Origin of the sequence: Klebsiella sp. RCJ4 (assembly GCF_009025755.1) — a bacterium.
Taxonomy (GTDB): Bacteria; Pseudomonadota; Gammaproteobacteria; order Enterobacterales; family Enterobacteriaceae; genus Klebsiella; species Klebsiella michiganensis.
Genome location: NZ_WCIN01000021.1, coordinates 92,765 through 109,863, shown reverse-complemented (window position 1 = coordinate 109,863; position 17,099 = coordinate 92,765). Strand labels below are relative to the sequence as shown.

At 57.7% G+C, this 17,099-nt stretch carries 17 protein-coding genes; 3 read left to right on the top strand and 14 right to left on the bottom strand.

The genetic code is table 11. The features are described from left to right. Positions 1 to 1,299, top strand: a 1,299-nt coding sequence (locus F8562_RS06410; protein ID WP_151891894.1) for a carbohydrate porin, incomplete at its 5' end; no start/stop codon positions are given. 63 nt (positions 1,300 to 1,362) lie between these two features. On the opposite strand, the gene F8562_RS06405 is transcribed toward F8562_RS06410, so the two are convergent. From F8562_RS06405 to F8562_RS06355, 11 genes are all read right to left on the bottom strand, one after another. Continuing rightward, complete coding sequence (locus F8562_RS06405) at positions 1,363 to 2,322, bottom strand: YbgA family protein (protein ID WP_089046360.1); 960 nt, start codon at positions 2,320 to 2,322, stop codon at positions 1,363 to 1,365. Between the two features lie 14 nt (positions 2,323 to 2,336). Further along, complete coding sequence (locus F8562_RS06400; RefSeq protein ID WP_014229094.1) at positions 2,337 to 2,870, bottom strand: DUF3833 domain-containing protein; 534 nt, start codon at positions 2,868 to 2,870, stop codon at positions 2,337 to 2,339. Beyond that, positions 2,867 to 4,090, bottom strand: coding sequence for an SAM-dependent methyltransferase (locus tag F8562_RS06395; RefSeq protein WP_014838292.1), 1,224 nt, complete (start codon positions 4,088 to 4,090; stop codon positions 2,867 to 2,869). Before F8562_RS06395 ends, F8562_RS06400 begins: the two co-directional genes overlap by 4 nt. Then, positions 4,087 to 4,809 (bottom strand): DUF1365 domain-containing protein, encoded by a 723-nt coding sequence (locus F8562_RS06390; RefSeq protein WP_014838293.1) that lies wholly within the window; start codon positions 4,807 to 4,809, stop codon positions 4,087 to 4,089. Before F8562_RS06390 ends, F8562_RS06395 begins: the two co-directional genes overlap by 4 nt. A gap of 1 nt (position 4,810) precedes the next feature. Next, a complete protein-coding gene (locus F8562_RS06385; protein ID WP_014838294.1) occupies positions 4,811 to 6,070 on the bottom strand; it encodes an NAD(P)/FAD-dependent oxidoreductase in 1,260 nt (419 codons plus the stop codon). Continuing rightward, positions 6,067 to 6,786 carry an SDR family NAD(P)-dependent oxidoreductase gene (locus tag F8562_RS06380; protein ID WP_004850270.1) on the bottom strand — a complete coding sequence of 240 codons (720 nt, stop codon included), beginning with the start codon at positions 6,784 to 6,786 and terminating at the stop codon, positions 6,067 to 6,069. The genes F8562_RS06385 and F8562_RS06380 overlap by 4 nt, the downstream gene beginning before the upstream one ends. Continuing rightward, positions 6,783 to 7,217 (bottom strand): nuclear transport factor 2 family protein, encoded by a 435-nt coding sequence (locus F8562_RS06375; protein WP_014838295.1) that lies wholly within the window; start codon positions 7,215 to 7,217, stop codon positions 6,783 to 6,785. The genes F8562_RS06380 and F8562_RS06375 overlap by 4 nt, the downstream gene beginning before the upstream one ends. A 242-nt stretch (positions 7,218 to 7,459) precedes the next feature. After that, a complete protein-coding gene (locus tag F8562_RS06370) occupies positions 7,460 to 8,185 on the bottom strand; it encodes a MerR family transcriptional regulator (RefSeq protein WP_014838296.1) in 726 nt (241 codons plus the stop codon). 101 nt (positions 8,186 to 8,286) lie between these two features. Beyond that, positions 8,287 to 8,631, bottom strand: coding sequence for a DUF1294 domain-containing protein (locus tag F8562_RS06365; RefSeq protein WP_014838297.1), 345 nt, complete (start codon positions 8,629 to 8,631; stop codon positions 8,287 to 8,289). A gap of 98 nt (positions 8,632 to 8,729) precedes the next feature. Beyond that, positions 8,730 to 9,917: an MFS transporter gene (locus F8562_RS06360; protein WP_162140791.1), complete on the bottom strand. Its 1,188-nt coding sequence runs from the start codon at positions 9,915 to 9,917 to the stop codon at positions 8,730 to 8,732. Positions 9,918 to 10,059: 142 nt separating this feature from the next. Then, on the bottom strand, positions 10,060 to 11,196 hold the full coding sequence (locus F8562_RS06355; protein ID WP_014229103.1) for an alpha/beta hydrolase: 1,137 nt from the start codon (positions 11,194 to 11,196) through the stop codon (positions 10,060 to 10,062). A gap of 171 nt (positions 11,197 to 11,367) precedes the next feature. On the opposite strand from F8562_RS06355, the gene F8562_RS06350 reads away from it, so the two are divergent. Next, entirely contained in the window at positions 11,368 to 12,252 is an 885-nt protein-coding gene (locus F8562_RS06350; RefSeq protein ID WP_014838299.1) for a LysR family transcriptional regulator, read from the top strand. A gap of 113 nt (positions 12,253 to 12,365) precedes the next feature. On the opposite strand, the gene F8562_RS06345 is transcribed toward F8562_RS06350, so the two are convergent. Further along, positions 12,366 to 13,250 carry a LysR family transcriptional regulator gene (locus tag F8562_RS06345; protein ID WP_014838300.1) on the bottom strand — a complete coding sequence of 295 codons (885 nt, stop codon included), beginning with the start codon at positions 13,248 to 13,250 and terminating at the stop codon, positions 12,366 to 12,368. Between the two features lie 158 nt (positions 13,251 to 13,408). Here F8562_RS06345 and F8562_RS06340 point away from each other — a divergent pair, with 158 nt between their 5' ends. Next, positions 13,409 to 14,389, top strand: coding sequence for an NAD(P)H-dependent flavin oxidoreductase (locus tag F8562_RS06340; RefSeq protein ID WP_014838301.1), 981 nt, complete (start codon positions 13,409 to 13,411; stop codon positions 14,387 to 14,389). Positions 14,390 to 14,433: 44 nt separating this feature from the next. Here the strand turns inward: F8562_RS06340 and F8562_RS06335 are convergent, their stop codons facing one another. Both F8562_RS06335 and F8562_RS06330 read right to left on the bottom strand, forming a co-directional pair. After that, entirely contained in the window at positions 14,434 to 15,264 is an 831-nt protein-coding gene (locus F8562_RS06335) for an oxidoreductase (RefSeq protein ID WP_014838302.1), read from the bottom strand. A gap of 194 nt (positions 15,265 to 15,458) precedes the next feature. Next, a complete protein-coding gene (locus F8562_RS06330) occupies positions 15,459 to 16,484 on the bottom strand; it encodes an AraC family transcriptional regulator (protein WP_042934340.1) in 1,026 nt (341 codons plus the stop codon). Positions 16,485 to 17,099 lie beyond the last annotated feature (615 nt).

Genomic DNA, 17,099 nt, shown 5'->3' with positions numbered 1-17,099 from the left:
ACTCAGGAACAGATCGACGCCATTGTGGCGAAAGCCGTCGATAAAGCCCTGGCCGAACGCCAGGCGAAAATCGACGCCGCGGCTGATAAAAAAGTGGATGTTATCACCAACCCGCAGACCACCGCGGCCACGCCGGATATGGCGATCCCCTTCGGCCTGAAGTTCAGCGGCTACGCCCGCTACGGCGCGCAGTTCCAGACCGGCGATCAGAAGTTTGTCGGCGTCGATGGCTCCTATAACGGCGCCTCGGCGATCGGCCGTTTAGGCAACGAAGGCAACGGCGGCGAATTCCAGATAACCAAAGCCTTCAGGAGCAGTAAAGGCGCTATCTGGGATATCAACGTCATGTTTGACCACTGGAGCGATGAAGTTAACCTGAAAAAAGCCTACGTCGGCGTCACCAACGTGCTGGAGTCTAATCCCAACGCCTATATCTGGGCCGGCCGCGACTTCCATCAGCGCCCGCAGCAGGGGATCAACGACTACTTCTGGATGAACCACGACGGCCAGGGTGCCGGGGTGAAGAACTTTGATATCGGCGGCGTGCAGTTTGACGTGGCGGGAGTGTCGCAGGTGGAGTCCTGTAGCCCGGAAGTGATGGCGGACGAGGCCAACCCGTCGCGCATCACCTGTACCGGCGGCTCCGGTACCGGCGATAACGGCCACTACGCCCTGACCACCAAAACCCACAACATCAAGGCCGGGCCGATCGACGTTGAGGTGTACGCCAACTACGGTTTCGATTCGAAAGCGGTGGACAGCGACGAACGTCTCGACGCCTGGCAGGGCGGGCTGGTGCTGAGCCACACCAACGACAGCGGCGTCAATAAAGTGATCCTGCGCTACTCCGATAACTCGGATAACAGCGTCTACAACAAAACCGATGACCTGACCGCGATTTACGCCAGCTTTGAAGGGCTGCATAAATTCACCCGGCAGGCGCAGATCGAATATCTGCTGGCCTTCCACGACTATGACAACGGCAAGGATAACACCGATAACCGTAAAAACTACGGCGCCATTGTCCGTCCGATGTACTTCTGGAACGATGTGCACTCCACCTGGCTGGAAGCGGGCTACCAGCGCGTCGATTACGACCAGGGCGGCGATAACCACGGCTGGAAGCTGACGCTGTCGCAGAACATCGCCATCGGTATGGGGCCGGAGTTCCGCCCGATGCTGCGCTTCTACGTGACCGGCGGCCAGGTGGATAACAAGCGCACCGCGAAGGTTAACGGCATCAAAGATGAGCAGCTGGATTCGTTAAACCTTGGCGGTATGTTTGAGGCGTGGTTCTAGAAGCCGATGGATCCAACAACGAAGAGGCTGGCGTGCGCCAGCCTCTTCGCGCGTTCAGCTATCTCAATGCACCGTCAGGCGCAGGGCCAGGTCCTGCGGGTAGGGATCAAAGTAGTTCTGCGTTTGCAGATAGCGATCCGGGTATTCGGCCAGATAGTGCTTAAGCAGCGTTAACGGCGCAAGGATAGGCAGCAGCCCGGAGCGATAGTTAAGGATCACCTCCCGCAGCTCGCCGCGCTGGCGGCTGTTTAGCTGGTTACGAAAGTAGCCCTGAATATGCATCAGCACGTTGGTGTGGTTTTTACGCGAGGCGGGCTGTTTCAGGATCGTCATCAGTTTTTCGCGGTAGATCGCAAAGAAAGCCTCCAGATCCTGCCATTCGTGGAGCGAGGCAACGAACGGGCCAATCTCGCGGTATCCCGCCTGATGGTGGGCCAGCAGCTGCAGTTTATAGCGGCTATGGAAATCCAGCAGCGCGCGGCGCGTCAGGCCATTTTTGTGCAGACAGTTAAGCTCGTGCAGGGCGAAGACCCGTTCGACAAAATTTTCACGCAGCACCGGATCGTGCAGGCGGCCATCTTCTTCCACCGGCAGCCACGGATATTTCTCCATCAGCGCGGCGGTAAACAACCCTGTGCCTTCTTTTCGCCCGCGATTGCCCTTTTCATCGTACAGCCGCACGCGCTCCATGCCGCAGCTGGGCGATTTGGCGCAGACGATAAATCCCGATAGTGCGCCCAGGGTCGAGAGGTGGGCGCTGGCGAAATCGGCCATCTTCTCCGTCACGTCGTCGTGCGGTGCATGCGTGAAGCGCATGCGGATTTCCCCTTCGGTCGTTTGCACCAGCCGCAGCGCCGGGCGCGGGACGGGGAGGCCGATAGCCATCTCCGGACAGACGGGTTTAAACGCCACCCACTGCGCCAGCTCGTTCATCACAAAGCCCATGCGCTTATGCCCGCCGTCGAATCGTACGGCAGAACCGGTCAAACATCCGCTGATCCCAATGACAGGTTGTGTGTTCATGGCGTAGTCCTCTTTTATTGTGCGGTTCGGGTGAAGAAAAGGGTCACGGTGGCGACGGTAATGCCAAATTTCTTCATCTCGGTTTTGTTGAACAGGTGCGCGTCGTCCTGCAGGAACATCCAGTCGTCGAAGTGCAGGAGCCAGGTGCTACCGCTGGCCGTCACGTTCATGCTGTAGCGCCAGTGAAAAGCGTTGCCCGCCGCCTGGCCGGTCGCCACGCCGGCAATGTCGCCCGCGGTGCCTTCATAACGGTGGTCGCCGGTGCGGCGAATGCGCCATACCCGCTGCTGCTTTTCGCCATCATCGTAAATAAAGCGTTCGTGGAGCGTCAGCGTGTCGCCAACAACGTCGCCGTCAATGGCGACATGGAAGCGGCGCAGCTGTTTGCCGTTGCGATCCTGAACCATCCCCCAGGCTTCCGTTTTGCCCTGAAAGTAGTGGAAAATGTCCAGCGCCGGCTGCTGCTGGCGGTAGTCGGTCACTTCGGCGCTGCAGCCCGCCAGCGCCAGCATCAGCAGCGCGAGGCCAAGGGTCAGAATGCGTTTCATGATGTTCGCTCCGCGGTAAGCTGCACAACGCTGATGGTGCGAGCGTTAAACCCGGCTTCGCAGTAGCCGAAGTAGTAGAGCCACATGCGGCGGAAGCGATCGTCAAAGCCGAGCTTCTCAATATCCTGCCAGGCGTGGATAAATCGCTGCCGCCAGTGGGCCAGGGTGCGGGCGTAGTCCGGCCCCATATCGAACAGATCGCGCACCACAAAATCGGTGTGCCGCGTCATCAGCTCGTTCATCGCCGTGATGCTGGGCAAAAAACCGCCGGGGAAGATGTAGCGCTGAATAAAATCCACGTTTTTGCTGTAGCCGCGATAGCGCTGATCCTGGATGGTAATGGCCTGGATAGCCATTCTGCCGCCCGGGCGCAGCCGCGCCTGGCAGGTGCGAAAGAAAGCCGGCAAATAGCGTTGCCCCACGGCTTCAATCATCTCCACCGACAGCAGCTTGTCATACTGGCCGGTCAGATCGCGGTAATCGCAGAGCAGTACCTCGACGCGATCCTGCAGCCCGGCGCGGGCAATTCGCGCGTTGGCCCACTGGAACTGTTCCTGCGACAGGGTGGTGGTGGTGACCCGGCAGCCGTAGTGGCGGGCGGCGTATTCGGCCATCGCCCCCCAGCCGGTGCCAATCTCCAGGAGATGATCGCCGGGCGTAAGCGCCAGACGCTCGCAAAGGCGCGCCATTTTGGCCCGCTGGGCCTGGGTGAGATCCTGGCCGTCGTCGGTAAACAGCGCGCTGGAGTAAAGCAGCTCGTCGTCAAGGAAGTGGGCGTAAAAGTCGTTGCCCAGATCGTAATGGGCGGCGATATTTGCCTTCGCCTGCGCGCGCGAGTTGCGGCGCGTCCAGTGGCGCAGCCGCTCGACGGGCTTGCCCAGCAGCCGGAAGCCGCGCTCCAGCCGCCCCAGTACCTGGCCGTTACGTGCCAGGATCTGCAGCAGCGGCGTCAACTGCTGGCTCTCCCATTCGCCGTCCATCCAGGCCTCCGCGGCGGCGAGGCTGCCTCCGGTCAGTAAACGCCGGTAGACGCCCGAGGAGAGCACGTGCACCTCGGCGCGCAGCGCGGCGGCGGGGTCGCCAAAATGAAAGGTCTGCGCCCCTTCGCGTACGGTGAGCGCCCCTTCGCGAATGCCGCTCAACAGACGAAAGAGCAACCAGCGCGCGATACGCACGTTGCGCGGGATATCGGGTTCAAGCGCAAAGACAGGATCGGTCATGAGCGTTCACTCCTGCTGACAGGATGGTTGTACAGCGGCACGCGCTTGAGCCATAGCCGCAGCGCCTGCCAGTAGATCGCGAGGACGGTTTTCAGCGTCATCAGCGGAATGCGCAGCAGCAGCCCGCGCAGGCTGGCCCGCGTTAAAGGCGCGCGGCTCAGGGCCAGCGTGGCGTCGAAGACTTTCGCGGCCTGATGGTTCTCGATATGCATGTGCAGCGTTTTACCGGGACTGTTAAAGCGCCAGAGGTAGACCATATCCATCGGGTTAAACGGCGAGACGTGAAAGGCTTTCGCCAGCGGGCGCGCCCGTTGACCGTCTACCGCGTAGTAATGGCGCTCATTCCACGGCGTGTTGCGCACTTCGGCCAGCACCCAGCGCAGGGTACCGGCGCCGTCGTAGCAGTAGTAAAAGTTGACCGGGTTAAAATGAAAGCCCAGGTAGCGCAGTTGGGTCAGCAGCATGACGCGGCCATCCGGGCGCGCGCCGGTCAGGCTTTCCAGCCGGTTCAGAACCTGCGCTTTCAGCGGCGTGCCCAGCGGATAATCCGCATCGTAAAAAGAGGCGGCAGCAAAGCGATTGCGGCGGATACCCGCTTCGCCGAGCCGATCCAGCTCATCCAGATCGAACCAGGCCATAAAGATGTGATAGCGAAAGTGGTGCGCTTTCGGCTGAAGACGGCGGTGGCGTAATACGCCCTGATAGAGGCAGCTGTTCATGTCAGAGGTTCTCCGCCGCGATGATGCCGTTGACCACATCGAGGGCGCTGCGCACGCCATCTTCATGAAAACCGTTGTACCAGTACGCGCCGCAGAACCAGCTTCGCTGGCGGCCGTTAATCTCTTCGCGCCGCATCTGGGCGGACCAGCTTTGGGGATTAAATAGCGGGTGTTCATAGACCATACGCTTCCAGACGAAGCGCGGGTCCACCGGCGCTGGCGGATTGAGGGTGACGCAGAACAGCGGGGCGTCGGCAGGCAGGCCCTGGAGAATATTCATGTTATAGGTGACGCAGGCGCTGGCCTGATCCTGTTCGCTCAGGCGATAGTTCCAGCTGGCCCAGGCGCGCTTGCGCACCGGCAGCCAGCGGGGATCGCTGTGCAGGACCACCTCGTTTCGCTGCCAGCCGATATCCCCCAGTATTTCGCGTTCGGCGAGCGTCGGGTCCGCCAGCATGGCCAGCGCTTCGGCAGAGTGGCAGGCGAAGATCGCCTGATCGAAGTGCTGCTCCCCCGATGCCAGCTGGAGCGTGACGCTATCCTGTTGACGGATCACGTTCTGCACCGGCGCATTGAGGCGCAGGCGCAGGCGATCGCCGGACCGGGCAAGCAGGGCGCGCACGTATTCGCGCGAGCCGCCGGGCACCACGTACCACTGCGGGCGCTGGCGGATATCCAGCAGGCCGTGATTATCAAAGAAGCGCAGGAACAGCGCCAGCGGGAAGCGGCGCATCTCCTGCAGCGACGAAGACCAGATAGCGGCCCCCATCGGCAGGATATAGTGGCGTGCGAAAAAGGGGCTAAAACGGTGCCGCTCAAGGAAGGTCTGCAGCGTGGCGCCCGGGTCGAACGCTCCCGCCAGAGCCTGCTTCGCCAGGCGATTAAAGCGGACGATCTCCGTCAGCAACCCCCAGAAGGCCGGCTTTAGCAGATTGCGCCGCTGGGCGAAAAGCGAGCTCAGGCTGTGGCCGTTATACTCCAGCCCGCTTTGCGGATTGTGGACCGAAAAGCTCATCTGCGTTTTTTGACCGCTCAGCCCAAGCTCGTTAAGCAGGCCCATAAAGCGCGGATAGGTGCGATCGTTATACACGATGAATCCGGTATCGATGGCCCAGGTACCCTGCGGCGTGGCGATATCCACCGTGGCGGTATGCCCCCCCGGCGTGGACGCCGCTTCGAACAGGGTCACTTCGTGTTGCCCGGCAAGGCGCCAGGCGCAGGTCAGCCCGGCAATGCCGCTGCCAATAATCGCGATTTTCATGGGCGCACCATCCTGCGCAATAGCCTGCGCTGAAGTCCTTCAGGAAGCCCGGCCAGCAGGCGCAGAAGCAGGCAAAAGCCCGTCGGGAAGGCGATACGATCGTGCCCTTTCGCCAGGCCGCGGCGAATCGCTTTAACCGCCTGCTCCACGCTCACCTGGCCGGGCATAGAAAAATCGTTTTTACGCGTCAGCGGAGTGTCAACAAACCCCGGCGAAACGACCGTGACGGCGATCCCTCTTGGCTCCCAGTCCAGGCGCAGACTGTTGGCAAACCAGGTCAGCGCCGCTTTCGAGGCGCCATAGGCTTCGGCCCGAGGAAAGGGTAGCCAGTGCGCCATCGAGCTCACCAGCACCACGCGATTCCCGGCTGACAGCTGCGATTGAAGCGCCGCCAGGCAGTTCACCGGCCCGAGAAAATTAGTGGTGATGACCCTTTCAACCAGCCCGGCATCCACCGTTCCGTGATCGAGATATTCGCAGGTCCCGGCGCAGAGAATGATCAGATCGGCGCGGCAATCAGCGAGCGTCTGGCGACAGGCATCCCTGTCCGTCATATCGAAAGAGCGGACGCTGATGTGGGGACTGTGCTGCTGTAGCGCCGACAGACGCGACGGATCGCGGCCGCAGGCGATAACCCGGTGGCCGTCCGCAGCGAAGGACCTGGCGAGCCCGGCGCCAATGCCGGAGCTGGCGCCGGTGATGAGCACCGTCATCATGACCGCACCCTCCGTTTAGCGCCGCGCACCGCCCATCCCAGCAGGGGAAGGTGTTCGTACAGCATCTCCCCGGCGTCGTAGTAGTCACGCTGGTGAATAATTCGTTCGTCTTCAACGGTGACCACCGAGCAGCCCGCAAGCTGTAGCGCCTTCCCCCCGGCAAGTCGCGGATGCGACCAGTGCATGGTCCAGGCGACGGCAAAACGTTGACCTTCGCAGAGTGGGGCATCGAGGGTGAAACGGCAATGATCGACGTTGGCCAGCAGGTGCGAAAGATAATCCTGGATCGCGGACAGCCCCTGGTGTTGGCCAAAAGGATCGATCAGCACCGCATTCGTGTGGTACAGCGCGGCCAGCGCCGAAGGCGGCTGGGTATCCAGCGCGGCGTAGTACGCGCTAAAACGACTGATGGCGGACGACGAGGGACTCATAGGTCACTTCCTGAGTAAACAATATGGCATAGTTAAAACTTACACAATTAATATTATTTGTCCAAGTTTGGACTAAAATATTTTTTATTTTCATTGATTATCAGTTGGTTAATAACGTGTCTCTGAAGCATGCTTTTGTGGGGGTTGGAGAGAAAAGAAGAGTCAGCGGGCTTGTGCGAAAAAAGAAGAGGGGCAATTCTGAGGGACCTGCTCGTTGCGCCACGGAGCGGTGGCGCACGCAATTACAGCGCAACAATCTCCAGAGAGACAACCTGCTGCCAGCGTTCAACCTGTTTCTGGCGGGCTGCAGAGAGTTTACCGGTCGTCACCAGCAGCCATTTGCGATCCGGCAGGATCTCCGGCACCAGGGTCGCGGGGGGAGAGGGAAGGATGTCGATGCGGTGGCCCTGACCGGTGCGTTTGAGCGCTTCGAGCCAGATTTCGCAGGCGTCCGTCAGGTGCCAGCCGGTGATCAGATAGTTATCGCCGGGCGCCTTTTTGTCCCCTTCGAGGCAAAAAGAGGTGTAGGCGATAATGATGCCGTCGAGGATTTCGCGCAGCGTCATGATGGCGGGTACGTTGGCGGAAACCTGGCTACGCAGCGGGCGCAGCACTTCGGTGACCAGCTCGGGGCGGGGGGATTCACGACCGGCGTCGTAAATCAGCTGGCGCAGGGATTCGATTTTCCCCTCTTTAAGCCGCTGGAGCATGCTCTCCTGCAAGGTGATCCAGTTATTCGTCCGCCGTGCGCCAGGGCGCGCCAGCAGGGGCTTTACCTGGCTGACAGGTACCCCTTTTTTTACCCAGTCGAGGATTTTAAGCGCCTGCTGGATATCGTCATCGTTATACAGGCGATGGCCGCCATCGGTACGCTGTGGTTTAAGCAGGCCGTAGCGACGCTGCCAGGCGCGGAGCGTCGTCGCGTTTATGCCGCAAAGCTGCGCAAATTCTCCGATGGAGTAGGTCATAAGGTACACCTGATAATCAACAATACTCTCAATAATATACTACGAATAGCGGCGGGTTGAGTGCATTCCACGCGTTTGCAAACTGTAGCCTCTGCCGGAACTTAGTGAAAAGAAAAAGGAGAGAACAAATAAATCGCCACCATCCCTGAGAGGCTGACGATCGTGCTGATGATGAATCGGGTTCTGAACGGCTGCTTTTGCGTTTTGTGGCGGAACAGCTGTTGGCCGGCTATCGCGCCAGCCCAGCCGCCCAGCACCCCGAACGCCAGCAATGTGGCTTCCGGTACTCTGCGCCAGGCCCTGCGCGCCGCCATTTTATCCACGCCATAAATCACCAGCGTCAGTACGTTAATCAGCAGCAGCCATACAGCAAAGGGCCAGGAGGTAAAAAAGCTACCGATCGCTGCGAAGATCAGTAGCAGCCAGCAACACCGGTTGAGATGCATAATATGAGCCGCGGTTATTTTTCAGCGTGAATGCAAGCCGCATTATACGCATTACCCGCGACGAGAAAACTCCGCTGCTCGTATCGGATTCAGTGAGCTTATTTCGTCGGTTGACGGCTGGTGAGCAAAGTCATACCCACCGCGGCAAGCAGCAAAATGCCGCTTAAGCCAAACGCGCTTTGCCACCCCAGGCGGTCGAATGCCCAACCTCCAGCGGTTGAACCCAGCGCGATCGACAGCTGAATGACGGCGACCATCAGGCCGCCACCCGCCTCGGCATCACTGGGCAGGGTCCGCGCTATCCACGTCCACCAGCCGGTTGGCGCCGCCGTCGCCAGCATTCCCCATAAGCTTAACAGCACGGCAACGGTCCAGGCGTGGTGTCCTACCAGAAGCAACGTGCCGGCGATGAGGGCCATCAATAAAGGGATGGTCATTAAGGTCTGATAAAACCGGGCGTTGAGGAGTGTTGAAACGCCCAGGGTGCCGATAAAACCCGCGACGCCGATAGCGAGCAAAATCAGGGACAGGCCAGAGGCGCTGACGCCGGTCACCGCTTCCAGAAACGGCCGCACGTAGGTAAATAAGGCAAACTGCCCCATAAAGAAGAGTCCGCAGGCCAGCAGACCGATTGCGACGATGGAATGTCTGAGCAGGCGAAGCACGGAGCCGCGCGGCCGGCTCGCTTTATCGCTTTCCATCGCAGGCAGGCTGAAGCATTGCCAGATGAACGCGACTATCGCCAGCGGCACGAGGCAGAAAAAGGCGCCGCGCCAGCCGACGGTGGCCCCCAGATAGCTGCCAAGCGGCGCGGCCACGACGGTCGCCAGCGCGTTGCCGCCGTTGAAAATCGCCAGCGCGCGGGGAACCTGGTGCGTGGGGACCAGCCTGATGGCGGTGGCCGCCGACATCGACCAGAATCCCCCGATAACGATGCCAATCAGGGCTCTTCCCGCCATATAGATCGCATAGCTGTGGGCCAGCGCGACAATCATTCCCGAGACCGCCATCAGAACCGTCAGCCCCAGCAGAAGGTGTTTACGATTCAGACTTCCGGCAAGGTTAGAGATAGTCAGGCTGGTCAGCACCGCCAGGGCGCCGGAAATCGCAATGCCCTGGCCTGCCAGCCCCTCGGTGATGTTTAGCTCTCCGGCGATCGGCGTCAGCAGGCTGACCGGCAGAAACTCGGAAGCGATGAGGACAAAAACGCACAGCGTCATGGCAAAGACGCCGCCCCAATGGGCGTGCGGTTGAGGGGGTGGTGTATGACGACTCAGTGTGGACATGATAGGGGTATCTCTTTATTTTTCCGGCCAGATTCGGGTGCGGCCGGAGCGGACGCTATTCTTGAATAACGACTAAAACGTGGGTAAACGTCATGCGCGGGCGAGGGCAAGCCGCCCGCGACGATCGGGCGGCTTCCGGCCGTTATCTCAGGTTGGTTTTGAAAAACTGTTCAAATCTGGCAAACGGGATTTTACCGGCCGCATTATCATAGAGATCGACATGGTTCGCGCCGGGGACAATCACCAGCTCTTTCTCTTTGCTACCGATGGCCTTAAAGGCGTCTTCGGCAAAATAGCGTGAGTGGGCTTTTTCTCCGGTCACGATCAGCGTCGGGATAGTGACTTCACTGGCATAGCTCAGCAGCGGCATATTCATAAACGACAGCGGCATGGTTGCATTCCACGCGCCGGTTGAGTTCACGGAGCGGGCGTGGAAACCGCGCGGCATCCGGTAATAGTCAAAAAACTCTTTCAAAACCGGGTTCGGGTTGGCCGGCAAGGTTTCCGGCAGAATACGATCGCCTGCGCTGACGTGACCTTTCTGATCGACATAAATATCATGCCCGCCCGGCGCGAAGGTGCCGCTTTCCGCATCCTTCCAGCGCTGCGCGTTCAGATACTGCAAGACGGCGCGGCGATCGGCGGTGGTATAGCGGTCTTTACCGTCGCCAACGCCGTGGCCCATCGCGCGGCTCATGTCGTACATGACGCTGGTGGCCACCGCTTTCACCCGGGTATCCATCGCGGCGTCATTCAGCGCCATACCGCCCCAGCCGCAGATGCCGAGCAGGCCAATTCGGTTGCGGTCCACCTCGTTTTGCAATCCTAAGAAATCCACCGCCGCGCTGAAATCCTCGGTGTTGATATCCGGAGAGGCGACGTTACGCGGATGGCCGCCGCTTTCCCCCGTATAAGAAGGATCGAAGGCGAGGGTGACAAAGCCCTGTTCCGCCAGGGTCTGCGCATACAGACCGCTGGACTGCTCTTTCACCGCGCCGAAGGGGCCGCTGACGGCAATCGCCGCCAGCTTGCGCTCGCCGCGATCTTTCGGAATGTAGAGATCGCCGACCAGGGTGATCCCATAGCGGTTCTGGAAGGTCACCTTACGGTGAGTGACTTTCGCGCTTTCCGCGAAGGTTTTGTCCCATTTTTCGACCAGCGAAACGGGCGCGTTTGGATTGGTTGTCCCGGCATAGCTCATGGTGGTGACTCCACTTAGTGACGCGCATAGCAGCATGGCAGGCATGGCGGCCGTCAGTTTTCTGGTAAACGCTTTCATTAATCATTCCCCTAAAACAGCTTCCAGATACAGGTTTCATACGGACAACGCTGCGGTGCTTTGTTGCAATGCGCTGATTATAGTTAGCAGTCAGAGTGCTGATTAGCGGGTGAAAAGTGCTAAGATTCATATCATATTGTTATAAATTACGGCGCAGGCGCGGGAGGAATCATGGCAAAACGGGAAAACTATAACGATCTGTACCTGTTTATGCTGGTGGTGCGGGAGGGCAGTTTTACCGCCGCGGCGCAGCGGCTTGGGCTGGCGCAATCCGGCGTCAGCCGTGCGGTACGTGAACTTGAAGAAAGGCTGGGGGTACAGCTTCTGGTGCGTACCACCCGTAAACTCTCGCTCACCCAGGCCGGCGAGCAGCTCTATCGAACCGTTGAATCCGGCTTTGATGCGTTAGATTCGGGGCTTTCGACTCTGGCGTATTATCGCAACACCCCCACCGGTACCGTCCGCATCAATGCCAGCCAGCACGCCATTGATAAAGTGCTTCTGCCAAAGCTTTCGGTGTTCAAACAACGCTATCCCGATATCCGGCTGGAACTCATCAGTGAAAGCCGGTTTGTCGATATTATCGCGGAGCGATTTGATGCCGGGGTGCGTCTGGGGCCGGAAGTCGGCGGCGGTATGGTCGCGGTGCGCATTTCACCCGATATGGAGATGGTCGTTGTCGGCACGCCCGAGCATTTTCGCCGCTACGGTTTTCCGCAAACGCCGGCGGACCTGGTGGTTCATCCCTGTATCGCGTACCAGTTTGGCGACGGGACTATTTATGCCTGGGAACTCAATCAGGACGGTAAAAAAATCACCCACCGGCCGCAGGGACAGTGGGCCTTTGCCGACAGCTATATGGAAGCGAAGGCCGCCCGGCTGGGGTTGGGGCTGGCCTATGTCCCGCAGGAACTGGTTGCCGATGACTTAGAGCGAGGCGCGCTTATCAGAGTCCTGCAGCGTTACAGCCAGCGGCTGGAAGGCTCTTTTCTCTATTATCCCCATCGTAATGTGTCGCCCGCGCTGCGGGCGGTGATAGACACGCTGAGAATCTGAGCAAGCAGGACCCAGAGTCGGGCGCGGATCGTTGACCGGGTTTAAGGCAGTAACCGCATGCATTTATCAATCATTGTGGTTTTGCGCGGGGATGAGTGCCTTAATCCCGTTTTTCACAATAAGCTTTCTAACCACTCGGTAAATACCCGCACTTTGCGTGAGAGATGGCGGTGCGGATACAGGAGTGACAATTTGCGATCGGGGGTAGGGTTGTCAGGTAAGACTTCCACTAACAGGCCGCGATCGAGATAAGGCTGTAAAAAAACGTTCATTCCCTGGACTAATCCCAGCCCTGCCAGGCCTGCCGATAAATAGGTTTCAGAGTTATCGATGACCAGCTTGCCGGGAAGCGTCATTTCAACTGTTCCTTCTGGCGTAGAAAACGTCCACGGCATAATTTGTCGGCTGCTGCTGTTAATCCAGTTGATGGCCTGATGCTGCTGTAGATCCTCCAGCGTTTGCGGCACACCGTGGCTGGCAATATAGGACGGGCTGGCGCAGGTCGTCATTTTAATATTGCCTAACTTACGGGCGATATAGTCCCCGTCGTCCAGTTCCCCCACCCGCAGTAAGCAATCAAGACCATCGCGCAGCATATCCCGGCGGAGGTCTGAGCTACTGAGGATGATTTCGACGCCAGGGTGCTGGCGATAAAAATCAGGCAGATGGGGGACGACCAATAACGTCGCAAAAGCGACGGGCATATCCACGTGAAGCTGGCCGCGCAATACGCTATCGCTCCCAAACGACTCCAGCAGCGCATCTGCCTGGGCCAGTAAAGGTTTACTCTGCCGATAAAACGCTTCGCCGTCAGGCGTCAGGTTGATGCGCCGCGTTGTTCGCTGCATCAAACGCGTGCCGCAGTGCTGCTCAAGCAGCTGCAATGCCTTAGTGACGGCAGGACGATGAATTTGCAGGTTCTCCGCTGCCTGAGTAAAGCTACCGGACTCGACAATTTCAATAAAAATGCGTATCGATTCAAAGAGGTTTATTTGCATAGCGGGCTTCTTTTACCGGGATCGGGATATCATATTGTTACTGATTTTATAATAGTGATGCACTTTTTCGGCTATTTTTCTAAATAATATAACGTCCTACACTCCTTCCATCATGAAACTGAACCGCTCCATAGCGCTATTGTGAAGGATATTACCCCATGAAAAATAACCGAATCTGCCAGATCCTGAATATAGAAAAACCTGTTATTCAGGGGCCGTTATCGTGGTTGACCGATGCCCGTTTAGTCGCCGCTGTCAGCAATGCCGGCGGGCTTGGTGTGCTGGGACCGAATGCCGGTTTAACCGCTGAGACCGCGGTGTCCACGCCGGAAGAAACCGCCGAAAAAATGCGTGAAGAGATTCGCAAAACCAAACGGCTGACCGAAAAACCTTTCGGCGTGAACCTGATCCCCGCGGCTGAAAACGATATCTGGACCCCGCCTATTTTGCAGGTGATAAAAGAAGAGAGCGTCAGAGCCGTGGTGTATACCGGCTACGGTGAAGGAGCGCTCATACCTGCGCTGTTCAACGAATTAAAAGAGGCGGGCATTGCTATCATCTATCGCGATATTAACCCGACGCCTGAAAATACCCGCCTTGCTGAAGAAGCGGGCGCCGATATCATCGTCGCGACCGGCTTTGATGAGGGAGGTACATTGCCGGGGACCGCGCTGGGAACCTTTTCTATCGTGCCGCTGATCGCCGATGCGGTGAAGCGTGTTCCGGTGATGGCCGCGGGCGGTATTACCGACAAGCGCACCGCCAGAGCGGCGCACGCGCTCGGCGCTGAAGGGATATTTGCCGGTTCGGTTTTTATCGCGACGGAAGAAAGCAGAGTGCCGCGGTCGGTCAAAAATAAAATTATTGCCGCCAGTGGCCTGGATTTGCTGCTTTTCCGCACGCTGCCCCATTACTATCGCTCTCTGCCGGGCAGACTGGCCGAAAAACTGGTGGCGATGGATAAAGCCGGCGCCAGCAACGAGGCGCTCGGTGAAGCAATGGGGGGATTACGCGGCCTGCGCGTCGGCATGCTGGAAGGCAATGCCGATGAGGGCTATATCGCGCTCGGCACGGGTATCGGCAGCATCCGCAGCGTCAAAAGCGTAGCGGAAGTGGTCGACGCGTTAACCGTGAGTTAGCGCTCCTCAAGAGACGCAGGCTGTTCAGCTAAATCATCCGCTTGTTAGCGTGTCTGACTGAGAATAATACGGTCGAATAGACGGTCGCCCAGCCAGACGCGCAGACAGATAAGCATTTTTGCAAACCTACCCGCGGCATAGCGCGTACGTGGATTCTTACTTTTAATGGCGCTTGAAACGACATCCGCGATAACCTTCGGATCGCTGCCTGTCCCGTGCCCGTAAGTTTTTTTGATCGACGCGGCCACCATTTTCACCAGTTGGCCATAGGGGCCACTGTGTGAACGTTTGACGATGCTTTCGCTGGCAGCATCACCGAAGCCTGTCTCTATCACCCCCGGCTCGACGATCGTGACCTTAATCCCAAATCCGGCGACCTCCAGGCGCAGGCAGTCTGACCATCCTTCGAGCGCGTGTTTTGTGGCGTGGTACCAGGCACCAAGGATGCTGTACATCTTCCCTCCCATCGAGGAGATGTTGACAATATGCCCGCTACGTCTGGCTCGCATTGCAGGGAGCAGTAGCTGCGTCAGCCGTGCGGCACCAAAGAGGTTAACCTCAAATTGATAGCGTGCTTCATCAATACCGATCTCTTCTACGGGTCCATACAGGCCAAAGCCTGCATTATTGATCAGGACATCCACTCCCCCGGTTTGCGACAGAATGGCGTTTACACAGGAGACAATCTCCTCATCCCTGGCTATATCCATCCGTAACGGCTGTGCGCCAAGTTCGGCCAGATCGGCCATTTTATCGATGCTACGGGCGGCAACATATACCTGGTAACCATCCTGAATCAGGCGACGGGCAATAGCTTTACCCATCCCTGACGATGCGCCGGTGACCAGCGCGGTTTTCTTTTCCGGAGCGAACATAAGGACCTCGTTTCATGGACTGGCTACAGTTTGCCTGCAGACAGGCTCTTTTCATCTGGCCTTGTGCGCCAGTACGCTTGCTAACGGCGCCATTCGCTTCAGATCAGAAAGGAAGCCGCCTTCTGTGGAAACGACAGGAGGTAACGCGATTCTTATGGCAAGTCGGTGCTTAACAACCGCGTCATCTCGTTTGTTTAACCTGATGAGCTCTTTCCATTAAGACGCATGCTCCCTCTGACGGTTTCCGGCGTCTGTCCGGTCCAGGCCATAAATGCGCGATAGAAGGAGTTTGGATCTTCAAAGCCAAGCAGGAATGCAATCTCATAGCCGGAGAGATGGGTATGACTCAGATAGTGCCGCGCCAGGTTCTCCCGGCAAATATTGACCAATGTACGAAAATTTCCTCCCTCACTTTCAAGTCTGCGTTGAAGCGTACGTTTGCTCATACCGAGACGCTCCGCCGTTTTCTCAATAGTGGCTTCGTTACCGGGAAGAAGCTCAAGAAGTACCGCCTGTACGCGTTCAGTTGTTGAGGCCGTTTCATCTAACGTGCTGAGACGGCGGCGCAGCTCTGGTTCAAATATTTGCCACATTCCTTCGTTCACCGTTAAAAACGGGCGGAGGGCATCAGCGGCGGAAAAGCTGATGGCCGGTTTTTCTCCATGCGCTACGGCAGTACCGAAAAAGCGGGTAAGGTGGCCGTCCTGTATTCTGGCGGGAAGCTGAGGGAGCGTGACTTTCACTGCTGTGACCGGTTCGCGAGTGGCAAGTTTTAGCAGCCGCAGTAAGAAAGCAAGTTCTGCTATCTGCAGGGACGAAGGAATGTTTATCGCTGACAGCCAGCGCGGTGAAACGGTAAGGATGCCGCTGTGTTCTACGACTATTTCCAGAACCATTGGGGCGATGAGTTGCTTATATCTGGCCAGTCGCTGAACTGCCTGCATCATATTGGTGCTGCATAGTGCGGCGAAAAGCGGGGGATCAAAGACTTCAGCAGAGACTCTTTCTACCAGGGGTAAGGGAAAAGCAGGATCGTTTGTTTCTACCTCAAGGGCGCGCCAAAAACGAATATACTCCTCAATATTAAGGCCGCGCTCTGTCCTCGAAAACGTGTCGTCGGGCAATCCTGCTTTGCGCAGTAGGTGTTGAGGCTCTAAACCGGCATCTTTTAGCAGCGCCTTCCAGCCGATATTGAGAGAGATAGTACGGTTATGTGCCATTGTCAGGTTTCCGCTGGATGAGTGTTGTCCGGGTGCGATTCTTTTCCCGGAGAAGAGCATAACGTTTCAATCCTGGCGGTAACATTCATAAAGCGCCACAATTGTGGCAAATCACGCCAAATGAGAGGCGGCTGTACACCTTCCCGGAATCATTGAGTCATCCATGGGCGGCCTCTCCAGCCTGGGCCCTGGATTCATTCACGCTACCTGCGCGCCAGCTGGCGAGCATCGTGGTGTGAAAATAAAGCTTGCTATCAATCGCCATCTGTGTGATCAATAGCAAGTTGATTTACTACACAGATGCGGTAATAAACGGTTTAGCGAAGCAGTTCTCATCTCAAGCGTTATCCACAGATAATCCTTCTTTAGACTCTCCTTATCGTGATTAATTAAGCTCTGTGACGCGAATAATGTTAAAGTTTTTTGAACCTGCGACAACGATGACGGTCTAAACCCGAGTAGACAGGCTCAGAAGCTGGCGCAAACGGTGATAGTGAAGGAAAGCCCTTGTATCTCCCGTTTAGCGTGAAAAGTGCATAAGAGATAGCGTTATCCCAAAGCACACGATTATTTTATTGAAATCTACCGAACATTACGTGCCCTCGGGCAAACTAA